General features: G+C 38.6%; 17 protein-coding genes and 1 pseudogene. 9 read left to right on the top strand and 9 right to left on the bottom strand.

The window, feature by feature from the left end:
• Positions 1-158: 158 nt before the first annotated feature.
• The 3 genes from cpcA to lepB all read right to left on the bottom strand — a co-directional run bounded on the left by cpcA (position 159) and on the right by lepB (position 2302).
• Entirely contained in the window at positions 159-647 is a 489-nt protein-coding gene (cpcA, locus tag XEN7305_RS21225; RefSeq protein ID WP_006511575.1) for a phycocyanin subunit alpha, read from the bottom strand.
• Between the two features lie 87 nt (positions 648-734).
• A complete protein-coding gene (locus tag XEN7305_RS21230; protein WP_006511576.1) occupies positions 735-1253 on the bottom strand; it encodes a phycocyanin subunit beta in 519 nt (172 codons plus the stop codon).
• A 428-nt stretch (positions 1254-1681) separates the two neighbouring features.
• The gene (lepB, locus tag XEN7305_RS21235; RefSeq protein WP_006511577.1) at positions 1682-2302 is read right to left on the bottom strand and encodes a signal peptidase I; all 621 of its coding nucleotides are present in this window, start codon (positions 2300-2302) and stop codon (positions 1682-1684) included.
• A 412-nt stretch (positions 2303-2714) separates the two neighbouring features.
• Here lepB and XEN7305_RS21240 point away from each other — a divergent pair, with 412 nt between their 5' ends.
• Positions 2715-3617 (top strand): DUF4388 domain-containing protein, encoded by a 903-nt coding sequence (locus XEN7305_RS21240; RefSeq protein ID WP_006511578.1) that lies wholly within the window; start codon positions 2715-2717, stop codon positions 3615-3617.
• A 140-nt stretch (positions 3618-3757) separates the two neighbouring features.
• Here the strand turns inward: XEN7305_RS21240 and XEN7305_RS21245 are convergent, their stop codons facing one another.
• Positions 3758-4672: a carbohydrate ABC transporter permease gene (locus tag XEN7305_RS21245; protein WP_006511579.1), complete on the bottom strand. Its 915-nt coding sequence runs from the start codon at positions 4670-4672 to the stop codon at positions 3758-3760.
• Between the two features lie 114 nt (positions 4673-4786).
• Between XEN7305_RS21245 and XEN7305_RS21250 the strand changes: the two genes are divergently transcribed.
• Positions 4787-5542, top strand: a complete 756-nt coding sequence (locus tag XEN7305_RS21250) for a hypothetical protein (RefSeq protein WP_006511580.1) — start codon at positions 4787-4789, stop codon at positions 5540-5542.
• Positions 5543-5713: 171 nt separating this feature from the next.
• Here XEN7305_RS21250 and sufR read toward each other — a convergent pair whose 3' ends face one another.
• The gene (gene sufR / locus XEN7305_RS21255; protein ID WP_006511581.1) at positions 5714-6358 is read right to left on the bottom strand and encodes an iron-sulfur cluster biosynthesis transcriptional regulator SufR; all 645 of its coding nucleotides are present in this window, start codon (positions 6356-6358) and stop codon (positions 5714-5716) included.
• A 96-nt stretch (positions 6359-6454) separates the two neighbouring features.
• Between sufR and sufB the strand changes: the two genes are divergently transcribed.
• Both sufB and XEN7305_RS28760 read left to right on the top strand, forming a co-directional pair.
• Positions 6455-7894 (top strand): Fe-S cluster assembly protein SufB, encoded by a 1440-nt coding sequence (sufB, locus tag XEN7305_RS21260; RefSeq protein WP_006511582.1) that lies wholly within the window; start codon positions 6455-6457, stop codon positions 7892-7894.
• Positions 7895-8074: 180 nt separating this feature from the next.
• Positions 8075-8233, top strand: a complete 159-nt coding sequence (locus XEN7305_RS28760) for a hypothetical protein (RefSeq protein ID WP_006511583.1) — start codon at positions 8075-8077, stop codon at positions 8231-8233.
• A 46-nt stretch (positions 8234-8279) separates the two neighbouring features.
• On the opposite strand, the gene XEN7305_RS29165 is transcribed toward XEN7305_RS28760, so the two are convergent.
• Entirely contained in the window at positions 8280-8429 is a 150-nt protein-coding gene (locus XEN7305_RS29165; RefSeq protein ID WP_158500428.1) for a hypothetical protein, read from the bottom strand.
• A gap of 230 nt (positions 8430-8659) precedes the next feature.
• Between XEN7305_RS29165 and XEN7305_RS26995 the strand changes: the two genes are divergently transcribed.
• Both XEN7305_RS26995 and XEN7305_RS21275 read left to right on the top strand, forming a co-directional pair.
• The gene (locus XEN7305_RS26995; RefSeq protein ID WP_006511584.1) at positions 8660-13504 is read left to right on the top strand and encodes a tetratricopeptide repeat protein; all 4845 of its coding nucleotides are present in this window, start codon (positions 8660-8662) and stop codon (positions 13502-13504) included.
• 192 nt (positions 13505-13696) lie between these two features.
• Positions 13697-14836, top strand: a complete 1140-nt coding sequence (locus tag XEN7305_RS21275; RefSeq protein ID WP_006511585.1) for a glycosyltransferase family 9 protein — start codon at positions 13697-13699, stop codon at positions 14834-14836.
• Positions 14837-14984: 148 nt separating this feature from the next.
• Here XEN7305_RS21275 and clpS read toward each other — a convergent pair whose 3' ends face one another.
• Positions 14985-15278: an ATP-dependent Clp protease adapter ClpS gene (clpS, locus tag XEN7305_RS21280; RefSeq protein WP_006511586.1), complete on the bottom strand. Its 294-nt coding sequence runs from the start codon at positions 15276-15278 to the stop codon at positions 14985-14987.
• A gap of 143 nt (positions 15279-15421) precedes the next feature.
• On the opposite strand from clpS, the gene XEN7305_RS21285 reads away from it, so the two are divergent.
• The 3 genes from XEN7305_RS21285 (at position 15422) to pgeF (ending at position 18001) form a co-directional block, all read left to right on the top strand.
• The gene (locus XEN7305_RS21285) at positions 15422-16216 is read left to right on the top strand and encodes a type 1 glutamine amidotransferase (RefSeq protein WP_006511587.1); all 795 of its coding nucleotides are present in this window, start codon (positions 15422-15424) and stop codon (positions 16214-16216) included.
• A gap of 124 nt (positions 16217-16340) precedes the next feature.
• Positions 16341-17090: a hypothetical protein gene (locus XEN7305_RS21290; protein WP_006511588.1), complete on the top strand. Its 750-nt coding sequence runs from the start codon at positions 16341-16343 to the stop codon at positions 17088-17090.
• 128 nt (positions 17091-17218) lie between these two features.
• Entirely contained in the window at positions 17219-18001 is a 783-nt protein-coding gene (gene pgeF, locus XEN7305_RS21295) for a peptidoglycan editing factor PgeF (protein WP_006511589.1), read from the top strand.
• 25 nt (positions 18002-18026) lie between these two features.
• Here pgeF and XEN7305_RS21300 read toward each other — a convergent pair whose 3' ends face one another.
• Together XEN7305_RS21300 and XEN7305_RS29170 are read right to left on the bottom strand one after the other, a co-directional pair.
• The gene (locus XEN7305_RS21300) at positions 18027-19805 is read right to left on the bottom strand and encodes an FAD-dependent oxidoreductase (protein ID WP_006511590.1); all 1779 of its coding nucleotides are present in this window, start codon (positions 19803-19805) and stop codon (positions 18027-18029) included.
• 92 nt (positions 19806-19897) lie between these two features.
• Positions 19898-20452 (bottom strand): annotated as a pseudogene (locus tag XEN7305_RS29170) (hypothetical protein); the annotation flags it as partial.

The following is a 20452-nucleotide window of genomic DNA, read 5'->3' on the forward strand; positions in this document are numbered from 1 at the left end:
TTTATGTGAATTAAAACTAATGGCTATAAGTCATAAGTCCTAGGCTCTAAGCTTGACGATTAGTCAAAATAATATGAGCTTAAAACTTAGAACTTAAAACCTAGAGCCCTAATGTAAAAAATTACGGGGAATATTCTACGATTCTCGACCGAATATTACTAGCTTAGGCAATTGATAGCATAGTCAAGATAGGAGTTGGCTTCTACAGCAGGATCACCACTTAAACCATGATTCGCCTTGATATATTTAAGAGCTTCTACATACCAGCTAGGAGATAATTCAAAAGTACTATTAATTTCAGCAATACCTGCAATTAGATAGTCATCCATAGGGCCAGTGCCACCAGCTACTAGGCAATAAGTAACCATTCTTAGATAGTAGCCAACATCCCGAGCACATTTAGCTTTGCCTTCAGGAGTAGAAGCATAGTTAGCTCCTGGCATAGTAGTGGTGTAGGGAAATTTTTGGTAAACAGCATTAGTTGCACCATTAACTAGAGAACTTGCTTGACTAGTTAATGATTGAGCAGCTTGGAGGCTAGCATTAGCTTGACGAAAGCGACCGAAAGCAACTTGGATTTCGCTACTACTAAGGAAGCGTCCTTGAGAATCAGCGGTGGAGATGGCTTCGGTAATGGGAGTTTTCATTAATAATATACCTCTTGTAATTTATGTTCTTTTTGCCAGCAAATCTTGGCGATTAGCTGTTTTGACGATATTTAAAGGGAAAGTTAGTTAGCTAACTGCAGAAGCTGCACGATCAAAATAGCCAGCAAGCTCAGACATTAGAGAACTACAATCTCCATTAGTGATGCCATCTTTGCTATTGGCAATTGCGATCGCCGCATCTTTCATTTTATTGACGCCTTCAGCAACAGAACCACCGGGAACTCCCAAAGCCACATAAGTTTCTCTGAGGCCATTTAAACAACGATCTTCTAAAACACTACCGTCGCCAGCAAATGTGGCATAAGTAACATAGCGCAAGACAATCTCCATATCTCGCAAACAAGCTGCCATCCGACGACTTGTATAAGCATTTCCCCCTGGTGCAATCAACTGAGGCTGTTGAGCAAAAAGAGCACGAGCAGCACTAGCGACGATTGTCGAACTGTTACTAGTGATGCGATTAACAACATCCATGCGCTTGTTGCTTTCTGCAACCATACTGTTTAGCGCGTCAAATTGATTATTGGTAATATAGTCTCCTCTGGCATCGGCCTGAGAAATTACACGGGCAAAAGCATCTAACATGAATGTTTCTCCTGAATATTGATAAATACCAAAAAACTAGATTGTAAGAAACTGAACCCCAACTTTTTATCTCCTCAGCCATAAAGAAGCCCCGAAAAAGTCAAGGCTTGACACTTGCTTTCTTGGTTTTCACCGGAAAATAAGCCCCAGAGACTTGGTGAGTTAGGAGATTCAGTAATTTAGTTTTTTTGGACTAATCTGATTTAAGCAAAGTTTTTGTGCAATTCATGTGCAACTATGTACTGGAACGATGAAGTTTTATGCTCTTTTGTAACGATAACTTCATTAAATTAATCTTTTGAGATGAAGAGCTTGTTTTCTGTAGAATTGGGTGGATGTCCAGTCGGGGAAAGGGGAACAGGGAACAGGGAACAGGGAACAGGGGTAAGATTTTTCCTCACTGTTTGATTCCCTGCAACATCAAATCATTAATTGGGATAAAGAGGCTTTTCGTCTAGAGTGCCAAGACGTTGCAAAGGCCAAAAACGTACTGTTGCTCTACCAATCAAATTTTTTTGAGGAACAAAACCCCAAGAACGAGAATCTAAACTATTATTCCGATTGTCTCCTAAAACCAAATATTGATCCTCAGGGACTTTTGTTGGCCCATAGGGTTTTTGCGGGCGGGGTTGATATCCTGGGTCATTATTCGGAACGTAGATATATTTTTCTGCTAATTCCTGACCATTAACAAATACTCTGTCATTTTTAACTTCCACTGTGTCTCCAGGTAAGCCAATCACTCTTTTAATAAAAGCCTCCTTGTAGCCTTGTTTTTTTAGCTCTTCGGTCGGGCGAAAAACTACCACATCACCTCTTTGGGGAGTTCTAAAGCGATAGCTGATCTTCTCAATAATTAAGCGATCATTAATTTCTAGAGTAGGCTGCATCGATTCTGAGGGAATGTATCTTGCTTCTGCGACAAAAGTGCGAATGCCAAAGGCTAAAATTGCAGCAGTGACCAGAGTCTTAACAATTTCAACTACTATATTTTCTTCTTGTTGCTCTGGGGATTTCTGTACCACTACTTGTTCTTCTTTTTCTCTCATCAACAAACATCCTCAAATAGTACTACATTATTAATCAAGCAGGCTCAAATCCTTATCAGGTTATTGACGCAACTGGCTTAACATTGTTGCCTGGAGTATATAGATCCACAGGTTCACTTTAGATAAAAAGCCACAAAGAGCGGCTAGGAAATCTTCAGTGAATTATTGTTTTGTAATTGCGCCAACAGCCAATAATATAGCTGATTTATTAACCTTAGAACCCAGTTGGGAAATTAAAATATTTTTCAACCTAAAATCTACCACCTAAAACCTAATATCGGTCTTGATCTGGATCATCAATTGCTAAATCGATTAACATAGAATTTACATAGTCTTTACTAGATCTTTATGTTTGATCCTTGAGGCTAATTTTTTAGCTTGTTTGCAATTTGGGGACTAAGTTGGATATTTTATGAGTATTTGCAGCTCTCTAAAATCATTTTCGTTGCCCGAATTGTTTCGCATCATTGAACAAAAGAAACAATCAGGTCGTCTGATTGTCCAGGGATCTTTAACTCTTAAACAAATTCATTTAAGCCCCATCTATTATATTTGGTTTCAAGATGGTTATCTTGTAGCTGTCAGCGATCGCATTAATCTAAAGGGGCTAATCGAGTTTATTGAACAACAAGGTTGGGTAACGCCTCTGGTCACCAACAAGTTGAGGACTCTATGTCCTCCAGAAATGCCCTTGGGGATTTATCTCCACAAAAATCAATTTTTGTCCAAAGAGCAATTAAATTTTATTTTTCAAATAAAACTACATCAAGTTTACGAGCTATTTCAATTGAATGCTGGCTCTTTCCGTTTTGATGAAAGTGCCGAATTACGCGATCGCCTAATGAAAATTCCCTGGCTAGAAATGACAGGGCATCACATGAGGCCAACTCAAGTTAGTATTTATGCCTTAAGATTAATCAAAAACCGTGAGATCTTTGCCGATCAACTACCAGAGGCGAGTTTTGGCTTAAAAAGACTCATGGCAAAGCCCCATGTAAAACTCATGTCTTGGGAGCAAAAATTATGGGAACTTGCTGATGGCGCAACATCTCTTACCAAAATAGCTGAGCTCACTGAGCAACCCCTGGCAAAAATTCGGTTTACTGCCTATTGTTTAATTGCGATCGGACTAGTGGACGAAATCTTTCTAGCTAGTTACACCCCCAGTAAGAGCAAACTCAAACTCTTGGCAGATAAGAGTCTTGGCTCGATTCTTTATCAAAAAAATCAACCAGAGCCGCAGCTATTATCTCAAGAAAAAGAATCATTTATTCATAATTTACTAGGTTTTGTCCGTAAAAAATTCTCAAATTAATCCATCTCTAGTGGACGCGGGCGTAAATAAGACAACCATCAACGAAGAGCAAAAAGCTGATATATCAAGACTTATTACTTATTACTTATTACTTATTACTTATTACTTCCGCGCAGCGGCACTAGTTTGTCGAAATCACGTTAATCAGTTTCTTGCCAACTTCTCAAATATAAAGCAACCAAGACAAACGTAATTAATAATAAAATAGTCGCAGCAGCGGCAGCATAGCCAAATTCAAAGCGAGCAAAAGCTTGTTCGTAAATATAGTAAACGAGTAGATTTGTTGAATTTAAAGGCCCGCCACCAGTAATGATATAAACTTGCTCAAAACTACGAAACGTAAAAATGGTAGTGGTTACCACAGCAAAAATGATTGTCGGGCGCAACCCAGGCAAAGTAATATACCAAAATTTGGCCCAAGCATTGGCTCCGTCCAATTCGGCGGCTTCATAACGAGATTGGGGAATAGTCTGCAAGCCACCAAGAAAGACAACCAAATTAAAACCAATTTGTTTCCAGCTACTTAATAAGATAAGTACAGGCATAGCCCAAACGGTACTACTCAACCAGGGAATGGGATCTAGCCCCAGTGTTATGAGCCAATTATTAACAGGCCCTTGAGTTTGAAATAACCAACGAAAACTCAAGCCAACAGCAACTAGCGAAGTAATAGAAGGAATAAAATAGGCAGTGCGTAACAATCCCCGTAATGCGATCGCCTGGTTAAGAATAGTTGCTAGTAAAAGAGGAAGCACAATCGTTGGAATTACTGTTGCAATTCCAAAATAAAAACTATTTCCCATAACCTGCCAAAAATCCGCATCTATCAGCAAACGCCAATAGTTACGCCAGCCCACCCAACGCATACCGTCAACAGTAAAACTTCCAGTAGTAAAACTTAGATAAAGCAAATAGATAATGGGATAAAACAAGAAGATCCCTAAAAGAATTAAGGCTGGTGCAAGAAAAAGTCCAGCAGCAAAATTATCTTGATCGATTAAGATGTCCAGGGTTTTATGTGCTTGTTTAGTTCTGAATATCGGCTGCTCTCCCATATTTTTTTTCATGAATATTTATTTTATTAATCGAAACTATGCTTGACTTTCCTCATAAACTTGTGAGAATTGTTGTGAAATCACTATAAATTAATAGAAGTTCTAGAATCATAAATGAGCTTAATTTTTTATTTCGCAGAAGTTGCGGAAACTGCTGAAACTCATGCTGTTGAATCAGAAGTACTTTGGGTACTCTTATTGGTAACGTCTCTTTTGGCAGTTTTTCATCTTGTTTCCCATCCTATTTATAAGTTATTCGATAATGTAGAACATATTGTTCACTCTTTTAGTGGTGGACTAGCAATATCCTACGTTTTTATTCATTTATTACCTGAGCTTGAAGAAGCTGGAGCAGCTTTTGGTAGATCGATTTATATTATTACTTTAGGTGGCTTCGTCGTTTTTTATGGAATGCAGAGTCTCGTATTACAAAATACTAAGCATGACCAAAAACTATTATCCCGAATATTTATGGTGGAGATATTTTTTGCAGGTATTTATAATGCACTAATTATCTATACTTTACCTGGCCATTTTCACGGTTTTTTCATTCTGGTATTAGTTTATGTATTAACAATGGGATTACATTTATTGAGTCGGAATTATGGACTTCATAAAAAACATGGGAATCATTTCAAGGTCATTGGAAGTTCCGTATTGGCTCTGTCATTGTTTGCGGGTTTGGCGCTGAACGTTTTTTTAGACCCAGAATTTGATGAGTTACTTACTGATGTCCTGACAGCATTTCTTACAGGATTTATTTTGTTCAATGTTTTTGTTGAAGAACTGCCTGAGCCAAGAACCTCGACTTTTCTTTGGTTTTTAGCGGGTATTAGTTCTTATTTGATTTTGTTGGAACTAGGAGCGTGATCATAAATAAGGGATGAGGGATGAGGGATGAGGAGTAAATTAATTTATATCGCGAATGTTTGGTCAACAGTTTAGTCCGTATGATCTCGGTAATTGAGATATTCCTCAAAAGAATATTTTGTCTTGAGAGATTGCATCTTGGTCTTACTAACTACGAATAACAGACTGGGATCACTTTGCTTTAATTAAATATCCACAAAGATGTTCACCATTATTGAGCCAATGATTTCGTTCGACCTGGCAATCGGGTAAAATCCCGGCAAACATCTCTAACTCATGGCCACAGATACTCGGATAAGATTCGGCTACCTCCGAAATCGCGCAATTATATTCTGTAAGGACAAACTGTTGCTGGTCATCTTCTGTTTCTATCTGATGTAACTCTGCCATATAGCCTTCTTCCTGACGTAGTTGGACGAGCCTGGCAACTCTTTCTTGTAATGTTCCATTGCCAATGCGATCGCGATAGTCCTGAGCTTTTTTTTGCCATTGTTTAGCTAAAACCTTGCCAACTCTCTCTTTGCCTACCGTTTCGGCTAAAGTATCTAAAAAAGAAACCGCAAATTCTTCGTAACGATGGGGAAATAGACCACGCCCCTTGGCACTTAGTTGATACTGATATTTAGGTCTTCCCATGCCCTTTTGCCTAGCATCATGGGCGATCAAGCCTTCGGCTTCTAATTCTCCCAAATGACGACGAATTGCTTGAGAACTTAGGTCGAAAGCTTTCGCCAACTGTTGAGCTGTTGCTTGACCTTGTTTGAGCAGATACTCCAATATATTCTGTTTTGTCGCGGTTAAACTAGTAGTCGCCATCGTTGAATTATAAAATTTTTGAGTTTGACAACATCTTTGTTGTTAATGTAACCTACAATAGACTTAAACAACAAATTTATTGTTTAAATTCCAAACATGAGTGCCACAGTCAAGAATCTAGTCAATCAACCCTACAAATACGGCTTTGTTACCGACATCGAAACCGATGCTATTCCTCGGGGACTTAGTGAAGACATTATTCGCCTAATTTCATCTAAAAAAAACGAGCCAGAATTTATGCTGGAGTTTCGTCTCAAAGCCTATAGTCAGTGGCTTAAGATGACTGAACCAGATTGGGCTCATGTTGGTTATCCTGCTATTGATTATCAGGATATTGTTTATTATTCAGCACCGAAACAAAAGAAAGAACAACTCGGCAGTTTGGATCAAGTAGATCCTACTCTGCTCGAAACTTTTGAGAAGTTGGGAATTCCCTTATCAGAACAAAAAAGATTGGGCAACGTTGCAGTAGATGCCATCTTTGATAGTGTTTCCGTTGCCACGACTTTTAAGGAAAAATTAGCTGAAGATGGGGTTATCTTCTGTTCAATCTCCGAAGCTTTGCAAGAATATCCCGAAATCATCCAAAAATATTTAGGTACTGTTGTTCCTGTCGCAGACAATTTCTTTACTGCTTTAAACTCAGCAGTCTTTAGTGATGGCTCATTTGTCTACATTCCTAAAGGCGTGAAATGTCCTATGGAGTTGTCCACCTATTTTCGGATTAATGACGGCGATACAGGACAATTTGAGAGGACTCTCATTATTGCCGAAGAAGGAGCATCTGTTAGCTATCTCGAAGGTTGTACTGCACCGATGTTTGATACTAATCAACTTCACGCTGCGGTTGTCGAGTTGGTTGCGTTGGACAATGCAGATATCAAATATTCCACAGTGCAAAACTGGTTTGCTGGTGATGAAAATGGCAAGGGGGGAATTTATAACTTTGTTACCAAAAGGGGTTTGTGCAAAGGGGTAAATTCTAAGATTTCTTGGACTCAAGTGGAAACAGGTTCTGCGATCACCTGGAAATATCCTGGTTGTGTCTTAGTTGGTGATAATTCTGTAGGGGAGTTTTACTCGATCGCCCTAACGAATAATTTGCAACAGGCTGATACTGGCACCAAAATGATTCATATCGGCAAAAACACCCGCAGTACGATTATTTCTAAGGGAGTTTCGGCTGGTAATTCTAAGGGTAGCTATCGTGGTTTGGTCAAAATGGGCCCGAAAGCGAAGGGTGCGAGGAATTATTCTCAATGCGATTCGATGTTAATTGGGGATAATGCCGAAGCGAATACTTTCCCCTATATTCAGGTGGATAATAATACGGCGAAAGTGGAGCATGAAGCTTCTACTGCGAAAATTGGAGAAGAGCAGCTTTTTTACTTTGCTCAGCGTGGTATTTCGGAAGAGGATGCGGTTTCAATGTTGGTTAGTGGGTTCTGTAAGGATGTATTAAATGAGTTGCCTATGGAATTTGCGGCTGAAGCTGATAAGTTACTTAGTCTGAAGTTGGAAGGTACTGTTGGTTAGATAGATTTTAGAGGGGAGATTTGTTTTTCTCCCTTACTAATTATTAATTTTTCATTTCGCACAAAGATGCCAAGACGTAAAGGGGTTAATCAGGGCACGTCAGAATTTAACTGTTATTGAATAGATGCTTTTTGTTTTGTACAAAGATCCAATTCTTTCATATTCTAAAGCATCAACATTATGAAGTCCTTTACTAAAGGCGTAATCGAAAAAGGACCAGTCACTCAAGAATTACTCCAAACAATTCGCCTAATTGGGGAATATAAAGGAAAACAAGATTTATATAAGGTGCAATCTCCTCAAGTATTAGAAACTCTTAGACAAGTTGCTGTTTTTTAATACCTCATCTTATAACTGTTTTCTAAAAGATATGTACCGATATCCGTTAACGAAAAATATGCTCTGATACCGCAAGAAATCCTAGTAAAGGCAGCAAAAGGGGAATGCGGTATTCTCTAATAAATGCGATCGCGCCTTGAGAAAGTAAATAGGCAAGATTAGCTATATCGAAAGAGGCAACAACATTCTTAGGCAAAAAGCATCGTGTTTAGTCAGGAGAACTTTGTCTTTTGCTAAATCTTTGGAAAACTATAATAGGTGCTATTTGGCATTTCATGTACTACTACAATCAATCATTACTTGTTTAGTACCACCTAAAAATTTTTTAGTTTAAACTATGGGGGCGATAGAGCAATTTATTCTCTGAGTCAAGTTAGCATGACCAAATTCACTCTGCAAGTTTTAACTAAAGTGCACTAAAAAAAGATGTTAAGACAGAATTCTGAAGAAGTCTCAAAGCTACAAAAGAAAACTCAAGAAACAATAACGGATGAGCAAATTAAGCAGTACATTGATTTGGGTATCAAGTATTGTCAATCAAAACAATTTCCTGACGCAGAAGCTTGTTTTCAACAAGTATTACGATGGCAAGCTGATAACGCTGATACTTGGCATCTACTTGGAGTTGTGAATGCTCTAAGCAAGCAATATTCAATTGCTATTGAGAATATTGAAAGAGCGATTAAATTAAAGTCAACAGAAGCTATTTTCTATAGTAGCCTGGGCAATGTTTACTCAGAACAGAAGCAATTATCTCAAGCTATTAAATTTTATAAAAAAGCGATTCGAATAGATAGGCATTACTCTGAAGCCTACAGAAATCTGGGTGTTGCCTATAAAAAGCTAGAAATGTTGCCTGAAGCTATGCTTAATTATGGCATGGCTTACCAAAAACAAGGCTGTTTTATCCAAGCATTTAAATACTTCCAGGAGGCTATTAGACTCAAGCCAAATGATGCTATTGCTTATTGGTGTATGGGATGTTTGTTGGATGAGCAAGACAAATTGCCAGAAGCCGTAGATTATTTTCAGAAGGCAATACAAATTAATCCCAATTTGGTAGATGCCTACAATAGTTTAGGTCAGACAACTAGTAAGTTGCCAGGACAACTTGATAAAGCTATTGATTACTTCTATAAGGCAATCCAAATTCAACCGAACCATGTTTCTGCTCATCATAGTCTAGGATATGTCTTGCTCCTGTCAGGTAACTTGGCTCAAGGTTTTTTAGAGTATGAATGGCGATGGCAACTTTCCAATAAGAAATATCGACATTTTAAGCTGCAAGCTCCTATGTGGAATGGTTGTGATATCAAGGGGAAATCTATTGTTCTTTGGAATGATTCGGGAATGGGTGATGCCATTCAATTTATTCGTTATGCTATGCAACTCAAAAACCAAGGTGCCCAAGTAATTTTGAGTGTTGTTGATCCATTAGTTTCCTTATTTCAAAATTGTTTGGAGATTACTTTTGAAGTCATAGAATTGAGCAAATGCAACATTTATAGTTACGAATATCATGCTTCGCTGATGAGCTTGCCTTGTATTTTTAAGACTGATTTAGATAGTATTCCTGATGGTAATCCATATATTTTTTCTCCTAGTCCTTTGCTCTCTAATTGCTTTCTCCCTCCATCAGATACTTATCGAATTGGAATTGTTTGGGCTGGCAACAAGGTTAATACTGCGATGTATAGGAGGAAATCTTGTACGCCAGAATTGTTTATAGATTTATTGAATTGTCCGAAGGTCTCTCTCTATAGCTTGCAAGTAGGCGAAGATGCTTCCCAAATTCAGCCTTGGCTAGGAAATGGTCGCGTTTACGATCTCAGCCCTCTACTCAAGGACTTTGTGGATACTGCTCGTGTAATTGAGCAATTAGATTTAGTGATTACGGTAGACACAGCGGTCGCACATCTGGCGGGAGCGATGGGTAAACCTGTCTGGGTATTATTACCTTGTGTCCCGGATTGGCGTTGGCTCCTAGAATGCCAAGATAGCCCTTGGTATCCTACCATGCGGTTATTCCGGCAGCCTAAGCGGGGAGATTGGGCAAGTGTGTTCGAGCAGGTGAAGAAGAAACTTCAAGCTGTTTTGGAAGGAGAATCCCCTATATTTCCTGTCAAGAGACTTACAATTCAGCTTCAACCAACAAATCATACTGAAATCAAAAAGTTTGAGTTAGGGATTAAGCATTATAAATCAGGTCAAATATCAGCTGCTCAAAGTTGTTTTCAAGAAGTTTTGCAAGAGCAACCTGATCATGTTATTGCTTACTTTAATTTAGGTGTTATCTACGAAAAACAAAGGGACTGGTCTAAAGCGTTAAAATGCTATCATAGAGCAATTCAACTTAACCCTAATGATGCTAGATTTCATAGCAATATGGGGAATATTTATCTGAAAAAAGTACAGTTGAATCAAGCTTTTGAATGCTATCAGAGAGCGATTAAAACTCAACCTGATTATGTTCAAGCTTATACTAACTTGGGCAAAGTTTATCTAGACCAAGGAAAGTCAGCTGAAGCTTTTCAATGCAACCAAAAAGCAATTGCACTGAAACCTGATTATGCTGAAGCTCATAGCAACTTGGCTGTTGTCTATCAAGAATTAGAACAGTTTGACAATGCGATCACCTGTTGTCAAAAAGCAATTTCACTGAAACCTGATTATGCTGAGGCTCATAATAACTTGGCTGTTGTCTATCAAGAATTAGAACAGTTTGACAATGCGATCGTCTGTTGTCAAAAAGCAATTTCACTGAAACCTGATTATGCTGAAGCCCATAGAAATTTGGGCATGGCATTATTAATTTTAGGTAATTTCCAGCAAGGTTTTTCAGAATACGAATGGCGATTGCAAACAGAAAAATATCACTATCTAAAAACTGCTATTTGGAAAGGCGCTGATATTAATGGGAAATCAATTGTTCTTTGGAATGAGCAAGGACTTGGTGACGCTATTCAATTTGTTCGTTACGCTAAAGAACTCCAGAAACGAGGTGCACAGGTCTTTTTGGCTGTTCAATCATCATTAATCCCCTTATTTCAAGAATGTTTAAAAAATGACTTTGAACTTGTGGAATTGAGTGCCTGCAACATTTATACCTATGATTGCCATGCTTCAATGATGAGTTTGCCGAGAATTCTCAAAACCAATTTAGATAATATTTACAACTCAAACCCCTACATTTTTCCTCCTCAAAAATTACGTTCAGAATGCATCTTGCCTTCATCTGAACAGTACCGCATCGGTATAGTTTGGGCAGGCAAAGTTAACACTAAGATATATAGGAAAAAGTCTTGTATACCAGAATTTTTTATAGAATTACTTGATTTAGGAAATATATCACTTTATAGCTTGCAAGTGGGCGAGGATGCTGACAATATTAAACCCTGGCTCACAAGAAATCGCATTTACGATCTCAGTCCTCTACTAAAAGACTTTGTAGATACTGCCTGTGTGATTGAGCAATTAGATTTAGTGATTACGGTAGATACAGCAGTAGCGCATTTAGCAGGAGCAATGGGTAAACCTGTCTGGGTATTATTGCCTTTTGCCCCGGACTGGCGTTGGCTACTTGAGCGTCAGGACTCTCCTTGGTATCCCACCATGCGATTGTTTCGGCAATCCAAACGAGGAGATTGGGTAAGTGTATTCGAGCAGGTGAAGAAGAAACTGCAAGCTGTTTTAGCAGGAGAAGCACCGATTTTTTCTGTTGAGGAGGTTAAAACAGGGCTTCAAGTAGAGAAAGTCAAAAGTTTGGTTGAGAAATACACTGGGGGTCAAAAGTGTCTGAAACCAGACTTAAACATTAGTTCTTTTTCGGTTGTTGTGCCAGTTTTTAACTGTGAAAAACAAATCATAAAAACTCTCGACAGCATTAATATTAGTATTAAGTTTTTCAATGAAAATTTTCCCCGCTCTCAGGAAGTAACAGCCGAAATAATAGTCGTTAATGATGCTTCCACTGATAACAGCTTATCCCTAGCAACAGAGTTTGCGAGCCAAAACCCATTAATTAAAATTGTGAACCAACTTAGCAATCGAGGGGCAGCAGCAGCTAGAAATATAGGGACAAAGAACTCTCAGGGCAATATTTTGTTTTTTTGTGATGGGGATGATCTATTCTTGCCAGAACATATATATATCTGCTTTATGTTGTTACAAGGCAAATCTGAAGGGAAAGCATCTTTCAAGCTTGTTAATGACAATTATAACTTGACAATCAACTTTCCAGAAGAGCGTATTGATGTAGTTAGAACAGGTGTCAAAACCGAAGATGAACTCCATCCTTATTGGAAGGCAGCTATCGAGAATAGTATTCCTCTCAATTTATGTGTCAGAAGAGAATGTCATGAGTTTATTGAAGGATTTCCTGAAGATGAGATTTATAAAAAAGTAGGAACAGAAGATATTGCCTATCAACTTGCATTGTCCAGATTTTATAAGATTGTCAAATTTGACCCAAACACCGTTGAATATATTAGGTATCCTGGCAATAATTTTGACAGACAAATAACTAAGTTCCAACTACCACCAAATGAGTATCGAGGAAAATCTCACATCGACCCTGTCTCTGCACGAGAAGTGCATAACATAAGAGAGAAAAGATTATTATATTTGCGGCATAAACAATATATACAACATTGTCAATTCAAAGGTTATCAATTTACTCAAGATTGGTTTAGTAATAATATTTCTAATTGGCAGAAGTTTCTAGGAAAGTTTACAAATTTAGCAAAACTAAAATTCTTAGAGATAGGAAGCTGGGAAGGAAGATCGACTTGTTGGTTACTAGATAATATATTGACCCATGACTCAGCAAAAATTATCTGTATAGATACATTTAAGGAGATTATAGAGCATCAGAATCCAGAGTTTAAGGATTACCAAGGCGAACAGTCCTTAAGCTCTGTTGAACTAAGATTTGACTTTAATATTACTAAAACAGGCTCCAATGAGAAAGTCCAAAAAATTGTTGGTAAATCGCAAGAAATATTGCGGAGGCTGCCCCTGAACACCTACGATTTTCTATACATTGATAGTTCTCATGTGGCCTCTGATATTCTTGAAGATGCTATCTTGGGCTGGGGTTTGGTTAAGGTCAAAGGTCTAATTATCTTTGATGATTACAATTGGCCTCAGTTTAAGGATAATCCTAATCAACATCCTAAGATGGCTGTCGATAAATTTTTAAGGGTTTTCACGGATAAAATTAAGCTGATTCATAAAGGTCGTCAAGTTATTTTTGAAAAAATTGATAGCTGAATAATGAGAATTCTTGCATAATTAATGAATCGTATTATATAAAGCTCTAATTATTATGTATATAGCGATTATTTAAGGTTGCTAAAACAACTAGGAATCGTGATTTTGCAAAGTTTATATTCGAAATTATTATATTTCCCATATCTATAAATATCAAATTTAAATCAATAGTAATATCATTCTTTATTCCCAATGGAAATATTTTCTAATCAATCTCTACGCTCAAATACCCATATAGCAATTTTTTCTTCTACCAAAGTCGGAAATTTTGTTGTCACCACACCACTTTTAAGAGGTCTCAAAGAAAAGTACCCCAATAGCATCATCGACTTTTTTGGCAGTGAAATTACTAAGGACTTTGAAGTTCAAAGTTCTTATGTTGACTGGCGATTTTCCCTTTATACGGACAGTTTAAACTTTCTCGAAAGTCTTGCTCAAGCAGTTCGCCAAAGACGTGAAATTGCTGGTGATTATGATTTAGCGATTAATTGTGATGAGTTTAGTGAAATCAATTTAGTGATTGTTACAGCTATTCGCCCCAAATATATAGTAGGCGGAGCCTTATCTCCTGATTTTCGGATTAAGTTAGATGCAAGCCATGATCCTGTGCAAAAAGTCTTGGCAGATTCTAACTGGAATAGTCCTGCATTTCTCGAAAGACATCGAGATATTCTTACCAGCAACTATATCGGCGAAATATTCTGTCGTATTGCTTATGTAGAAACCGACTTTTTTAAATTGGAATTGCCTAGCAAGCTTCCTAAGTTTAAAGTCCCCGATATCTTGATTAGTGTAACAGCCACTCGCTCAGCCAAAATGTGGCCAGTTAGTTATTGGAAAGAGGTGATTAACTGGTGTGAACAACAGGGATTAACTGTGGGATTAGTGGGCAATAACCCCAAAATTCAGCAAGCTTTATACTATTCTGGAAATGTTGAGGATGATTTGCTCAACCAAACTTCTTTGATTGATCTTAGAGGCCGAACATCTTTGGTCGAATTGGCTGGTGCTTTCCGCCAAGCCAGGGCTTGCATTGCTGTAGATTCTGGGCCTCTACACATTGCAGCAGCAGTTGGTTGTCCCACTGTTGCTATCTTTGGTAATGATGATAATGGCCATGGAGCCAGTCCCATTAGGCTTTGGGCTCCCAGGCAACCCCACGTTAGAATAGCTCTATCTGAATTTAATTGTACGATCTGCGAGAAGAATTGCTTTAAAAATAAATCTTGTTTATTGGAAAATCATCTTTGCATGACTCAGCTTCATCCTCAAAAAGTTCTTAATTGTTTGGCTGAATTATCCTATGAACCCTCTATGCTTACTACTCAATAAAGTTTATTACATCTTTTCGAACAGGAAACTGCTTGAGTGAAAACTGCTGATTACCTTCAGGTAATAGATACGATTAATATTAGTTGTGTTAAAGTCTTCGCTATTTTTACTTGAGGTATAGTTGCCAAAGTTTTTTACTGGTCTTATTTTAGGCTGCTTCTAATGGAGCCATTGTTAATCCTGCTCTTTTAAGTTGTTGGTGATATAACTCTGCTTGTTCTTGGGGGCCTACCCAGACTATGGCTTGACCTTCATGGTGGATTTGATTGGTTAGTTCCAAGGCGCGATCGCTACTCATGCCAGGGATATAAGTCATCAAGGTTTTGGTGACATGCTGAAAAGTATTGAAATCATCATTGAGAACTATGATTTTATAGTTAGGATAGGTTTTGCGAACAGTTTTTGCAGCTTTTTCCTTAACTGTTGTTGGGCTAGCAGGCATATTCTAGATTCTCACTTTAATACTAACTATGTGGAACTTATTAAAATTTATTCAATAGTGTAACTATATTTTAATATTTTCTTCCAGAAATAATTGGCTTTTTAGACTAAATTCAAGTTTAGTTGTCTTCGCTTGTAAGCTATATGGAATTATCGATTGGTTGGCTATACCCTAAATTAATGAGTACTTATGGCGATCGCGGAAATGTCATTTGTGTTCAAAGGCGTTGTCAATGGCGAAATATTGGAGTTTCCATCATACCCCTCGATCGCGAGGCGGATAGTGCCCAATTTAGCAAGGTAGATATTATTGTTGGTGGCGGAGCTCAAGATCGCCAACAAGAGATTGTGATGCGAGATCTCCAGGGAGCAAAGGCCGCAGCCTTTAGAAATAAGATAGAATCAGGTACTCCAGGAGTCTTCACCTGTGGTTCTCCTCAACTGTTGGGACGCTATTACGAACCAGCTTTGGGACAGAGAATTGAAGGTTTAGGATTATTAGATTTAGTCAGTAAACATCCCGGAATTGAGGCGAATCGCTGTATTGGCAATGTGGTTTTTGAAATCACAGCAACTCCTTTAGCGAAGGAATTGCAGGCTCTTTGGGACGAGGACCCAATTATTATCGGCTTTGAGAATCATGGTGGTAGAACCTATTTAGATTCTGTGCAACCTTTGGGTAAAGTAATTGTTGGTTATGGGAATAATGGGGAAGACAAAACCGAAGGTGCCTTTTATCATAATGCGATCGCAACTTATTCCCACGGCCCCTTGTTGTCCAAAAATCCCTTCATCACTGATTGGCTAATCAAAACCGCCTTGCAAATCAAATATCAAAAGGAAATAAACCTAAGCAAATTAGATGATTCGGTAGCTATTGCGGGACGTAAAGCAATGTTGCAACGTCTTGAGTTATCCCAACTGATTGTAACAAAGTAGCTATTGGGGGCAAAAATTGCCTCTAGATCTATGCAATGCAACGCAACTTGCATTAAGATTGCACTTAGTCCATGCAAGTGAAATTGCAAGGCAAACCATTCATTAAACAATTGCATCCATAATTATGACTGGACAAGTGCTAGATCGTAATTCTAATGGGCTTTTAGTTTTGATTATTCCGATGGCATTTGCGATCGTGATTATCTGCCAACTATGGCCAGTATTATTAGGATTAACATTTATAATTGTTAGCTGGAAAGCCTGGCAAGGTTATCAATGGCGAAAATGGAGCCAATTAGTCAATCCCTTTTTCAATAACCTGGTTAAAGAAAATCGAGGTTATCTGACTCCGTTGGATTTGTCATTAAAAGCTGGTCTTAGTTCCAAATCAGCTAAAGCCTATCTAGAAAGAAAAGCAGAAGAATACGGGACACAACCTAAAAAAGTCAAAGACAAAGGTGTTGTCTATTATTTCCCTACTGCTAGTGCCTTGGGTCGTATTTTTGACGATAGCGATCCTTTTGGCGATGATTCAGAAGAAGAAGAAGTTACAACAACCTCGACTTCGCCTCAGTCTATTAGTACTTCATCTACAACTAAAGAGCCCAACTCGGTATCTTTTAAAGAAATTACCCAACTCGCTCAAGAAAAAGCAAAAACCGCTACTGCTACATCTACCTTAGACAAGCCTGAAATTCAATCTATGAATCAAGCAGATTTGGCTAAACGTCTGGATGTAAATTCGAGTACGGTCGGTCGACAGAAAACAAAATCTGAAGCTGAATTTGCAATCTGGAGTCTTAGTAAAGATCCTGAAGGTATTTCTTGGAAATATGATGTGAATACTAATGAATTTGTGCCTAGCGAAGCCTAAAATCAGTTATCAGTGAACAGCTGGTTTGTAATATCTTGTAGCTTAATCAAATTAATTACAATTGGAGACTAGTAAGAGTTATCTTTGCTAGTCTTTTGATTTTATTAACTATTAATTATTGATTTTTTATGAATGATTCTTCTTGGAAATGGCAAGAATGGCAGGGTTTGCCCTATTTAACTTGTGAGTTATTAAGTTCGTGGCGGCATGGGTTTTTCACTCAGCAATGTTACCCTCATCCTCCTGAAAAATTGGTAACCGCGCTGGAGCCGAAGGCTGATGTTTATCGAGTTAAACAAGTGCATGGCAATCGAGTCTTGACTCCTCAAGAGATTAGTTCTAAGACTTCACAAGAAAATTTGGAGCAGCAATTCCCCAATGCAGATGGCATTATGAGTGATTATGAAACACAGGCTCTTTGGGTTGCTAGCGCTGATTGTAATCCGGTGCTGATTGGAGATGTGGAAACTCGTAAAGTTGCGGCGATCCATGCTGGTTGGCGCGGCACTTCCCAGAAAATTGTTCCAGAGGCGATCGCACTTTTACAGGCAGAGGGTAGTAGTTTAGAAAATTTGCGAATTGCAATGGGTGCAGCGATCGCAGGAGAAGTCTATCAGGTGACGGAAACTGTCGCAGCAGAAGTTGGTAAAAGTATTACGGAGCATGAGGAGAAGGAGAAAGTTCTAAATGCTTTGTTTGACATTGAAGATTCTCCTCTGTTAGAGGATTCTCAAGCGGGCAGAGTGAAATTGGATGTGCGAAGAGTTAATGCGATTCAACTTGAGCAGTTGGGGATTGGTAAAGAACAAATCGCGATCGCGCCTTATTGTACTTATCAACAACCTGAATATTGGTTTTCCTTTCGTCGCACTAAAGAGAAAAAGGTGCAGTGGTCAGGTATTGTTGCTTGAAATATCGGGAGAACAATCTATGCTTTCACAATATTTTTTCAATGATTAACCAATTGCCTGCATAATTTAGCCTGCCGACGACATTAATCTCTATGCCATTGGTGAGATTTAATAGTTGCTGATTGACCTGGGGCTCGATGGTAATTAACTGCCAAGATTTTTGTGGGATATCTTGGGGTTCTTGGAGTGTAAATCTATAGTCTTGTTCTCCATGTAGTTGGAAAATTCCCCGATAATGATTTCCTTGGGGGACAAGATAATTATCAAGATCTTCGTGAGGATAATTACCATCTACTGGATATTTTTCGGGATGCTCTAAATAATATTTTTGCCAGTGCAACCATTGAGGATTGTTTGGCGACAAGTTATACAGGGGAATTACTGCTGAGGGAGCGAATTGATCTTCTAATAAAGCATCTTGCAATGTTCTGACTGGTAATTCTCTAGGTTGACAATTCTGTTCAATACATAACTTTGCCGCCATTCCCGCAGCTTGACCAATATTCATCACCACTGGTTGTAAGCGGGTACTGCCATTGGCAATATGGGAAACAGAAATATTTTTTTCGCAGGCGATTAAGCCGTCAATGGATTGGGGAATCAGTGCATCGTAGGGAATGGTAAAAGGTGTTCCTGTCCAGCGTCCACCCCATTTGATAGATTTGGGCTCTAGGGGAAAATCGAATCCTGGGTAATGATGATCGTTGGCATAGTTACCGATCGTGATCGCATTTACTTGTCCTTGGTCATTTACGGGTAAAGCAGCGACTGAACCATTTGCCATCGGTAAAATGTCATGTTCTGTAATAGTGGTTTTGCCGATAATTCTACGGCTTTCTCGATAGTAGGGATGGAGGGCAAAGGCGGGATCAAGTTTAATTTCTGAGTTTTGTAAAATCTGATTTTCGTGGTGAGGAAAAATGTTACTCGCTAAGCCGTAATTACCTGCTAATTCTGTTTGCAAATATTCAGCATATTTATAGCTATGGTTATAGGCTTCTAGTAGAAATTCATCGGCTGCTGTTGCTGATTGGGTTAGGCGATCGATTCCGAGGCCATAATCATTTCCTGCGATCGGCCAATTTATCATGTAGAGGTTATCGGTTAGTTTTCCGTAGTTGAGAAATTTTTCCGCACCATAATTTTCCCAAGTATTCTTAAATAGATTTCCCCCCTGTTCCCTGTTCCCTATTCCCTGTTCCCTATTCCCTTCTTCCAACAAAAAAACCCAAGTCGGTGCTTGAACAGTATATTTCTCAGTTATTTCATTATGTTCAATTGGTGCGCTGGGTTCGTTGAATTCTGCTTGTAATTCCCAACCCCAACGATGGGGGATTTCTGCGATCGCAAGTAAATCTCCTAATTCTGTGGCATCAATGGTGATGGTTGCTTCGATGGTGAGGTTAGCAAAGGTTACGCCCGTAATGCGATCGCCTTGCTTGAGAACAGCTAAAGGTTTTCCTGTTTTTATGACTTGTAATTTGTCTAATTCTTCTGTCCAATTGTCGAAAATCTTTGCACCTACAGCGGGATGATAGGTAAAGAGGCTCACCCAAGCGTTGTCTAATCCACCGCTTTGTCTTTTTTGTAATTCCTTAATATATGCTCTCCATAAACCTGTTTGCCAAGCTGCTAATTCGTTACCATCGGGGGCGCAAACTCCTGCTGAGGTTAGCATTCCGCCGAGCCAAGAAAATTCTGTGGCTAATACGGTTTGTACTCCAGAGCGAGCGGATTGAATTGCGGCGGCGACTCCTCCTGTTCCAGCACCAACAACTAAGACATCTGTGCTTATTTTGTCCATGAAAGGTTTTTGGCAAGTTTACGTGGGAAAACCAAAGTGTAATTGCTGTTTTTCAAAATCTGCAACAGGCGATCAACAAATTGACTTTGATTTTAGGGAAACCATCGCCCTACATCATGAACCGCATCAGCAATTTCTCTAAAAGTATTAGAGTTGCCTAACTTACTAATGATGTGAATATTTTCTCTAATTTGAATCAATAAGCTACTACGCTTTAAACTGGCTGAGTAGTGAAGTAATTCACTCCAGCAAGAATAAATAGAAGAATCACAAATTATGTGTAAATTATAAGTAAGTTTGCTTAATAATTTAGCTTTGTCAGATTCTGAGCTGATATACTGCGCTCCATGTAATACTTCTAAAAACAGATGTTCAGGTAGATGAGGGACAAGTAAAATTAGCAATCTTACTTGATCAAATTCAAAATCAATACTTTTAATTGTTTTAAAGGCTTCTGGTAAAATTTCAGGTAAATGAGTGACGAGAGAACTTAATGCAGCTGCTCGATTGCTTTTATCTTTGATTTTTCGTGCTGCGGATAAGGCTTCTGGAAAAATCGCAGGTAAATGAGTTGCTATAGAACTTAATGCAACTGCTCGCTTATAATTATCTTTAATTTTTCGTGCTGAGGATAAGGCTTCTGCGAA

The sequence above is a fragment of the Xenococcus sp. PCC 7305 genome, from assembly GCF_000332055.1.
In the GTDB taxonomy this organism is placed as follows: Bacteria; Cyanobacteriota; Cyanobacteriia; order Cyanobacteriales; family Xenococcaceae; genus Xenococcus.

What these genes read in the sequence shown, in the direction of transcription:
- cpcA (WP_006511575.1), bottom strand. Translation starts at nt 647, where the DNA reads ATGAAAACTCCCATTACCGAAGCCATCTCCACCGCTGATTCTCAAGGA.
- XEN7305_RS21230 (WP_006511576.1), bottom strand. Translation starts at nt 1,253, where the DNA reads ATGTTAGATGCTTTTGCCCGTGTAATTTCTCAGGCCGATGCCAGAGGA.
- lepB (WP_006511577.1), bottom strand. Translation starts at nt 2,302, where the DNA reads ATGAGAGAAAAAGAAGAACAAGTAGTGGTACAGAAATCCCCAGAGCAA.
- XEN7305_RS21240 (WP_006511578.1), top strand. Translation starts at nt 2,715, where the DNA reads ATGAGTATTTGCAGCTCTCTAAAATCATTTTCGTTGCCCGAATTGTTT.
- XEN7305_RS21245 (WP_006511579.1), bottom strand. Translation starts at nt 4,672, where the DNA reads ATGGGAGAGCAGCCGATATTCAGAACTAAACAAGCACATAAAACCCTG.
- XEN7305_RS21250 (WP_006511580.1), top strand. Translation starts at nt 4,787, where the DNA reads ATGAGCTTAATTTTTTATTTCGCAGAAGTTGCGGAAACTGCTGAAACT.
- sufR (WP_006511581.1), bottom strand. Translation starts at nt 6,358, where the DNA reads ATGGCGACTACTAGTTTAACCGCGACAAAACAGAATATATTGGAGTAT.
- sufB (WP_006511582.1), top strand. Translation starts at nt 6,455, where the DNA reads ATGAGTGCCACAGTCAAGAATCTAGTCAATCAACCCTACAAATACGGC.
- XEN7305_RS28760 (WP_006511583.1), top strand. Translation starts at nt 8,075, where the DNA reads ATGAAGTCCTTTACTAAAGGCGTAATCGAAAAAGGACCAGTCACTCAA.
- XEN7305_RS26995 (WP_006511584.1), top strand. Translation starts at nt 8,660, where the DNA reads ATGTTAAGACAGAATTCTGAAGAAGTCTCAAAGCTACAAAAGAAAACT.
- XEN7305_RS21275 (WP_006511585.1), top strand. Translation starts at nt 13,697, where the DNA reads ATGGAAATATTTTCTAATCAATCTCTACGCTCAAATACCCATATAGCA.
- clpS (WP_006511586.1), bottom strand. Translation starts at nt 15,278, where the DNA reads ATGCCTGCTAGCCCAACAACAGTTAAGGAAAAAGCTGCAAAAACTGTT.
- XEN7305_RS21285 (WP_006511587.1), top strand. Translation starts at nt 15,422, where the DNA reads ATGGAATTATCGATTGGTTGGCTATACCCTAAATTAATGAGTACTTAT.
- XEN7305_RS21290 (WP_006511588.1), top strand. Translation starts at nt 16,341, where the DNA reads ATGACTGGACAAGTGCTAGATCGTAATTCTAATGGGCTTTTAGTTTTG.
- pgeF (WP_006511589.1), top strand. Translation starts at nt 17,219, where the DNA reads ATGAATGATTCTTCTTGGAAATGGCAAGAATGGCAGGGTTTGCCCTAT.
- XEN7305_RS21300 (WP_006511590.1), bottom strand. Translation starts at nt 19,805, where the DNA reads ATGGACAAAATAAGCACAGATGTCTTAGTTGTTGGTGCTGGAACAGGA.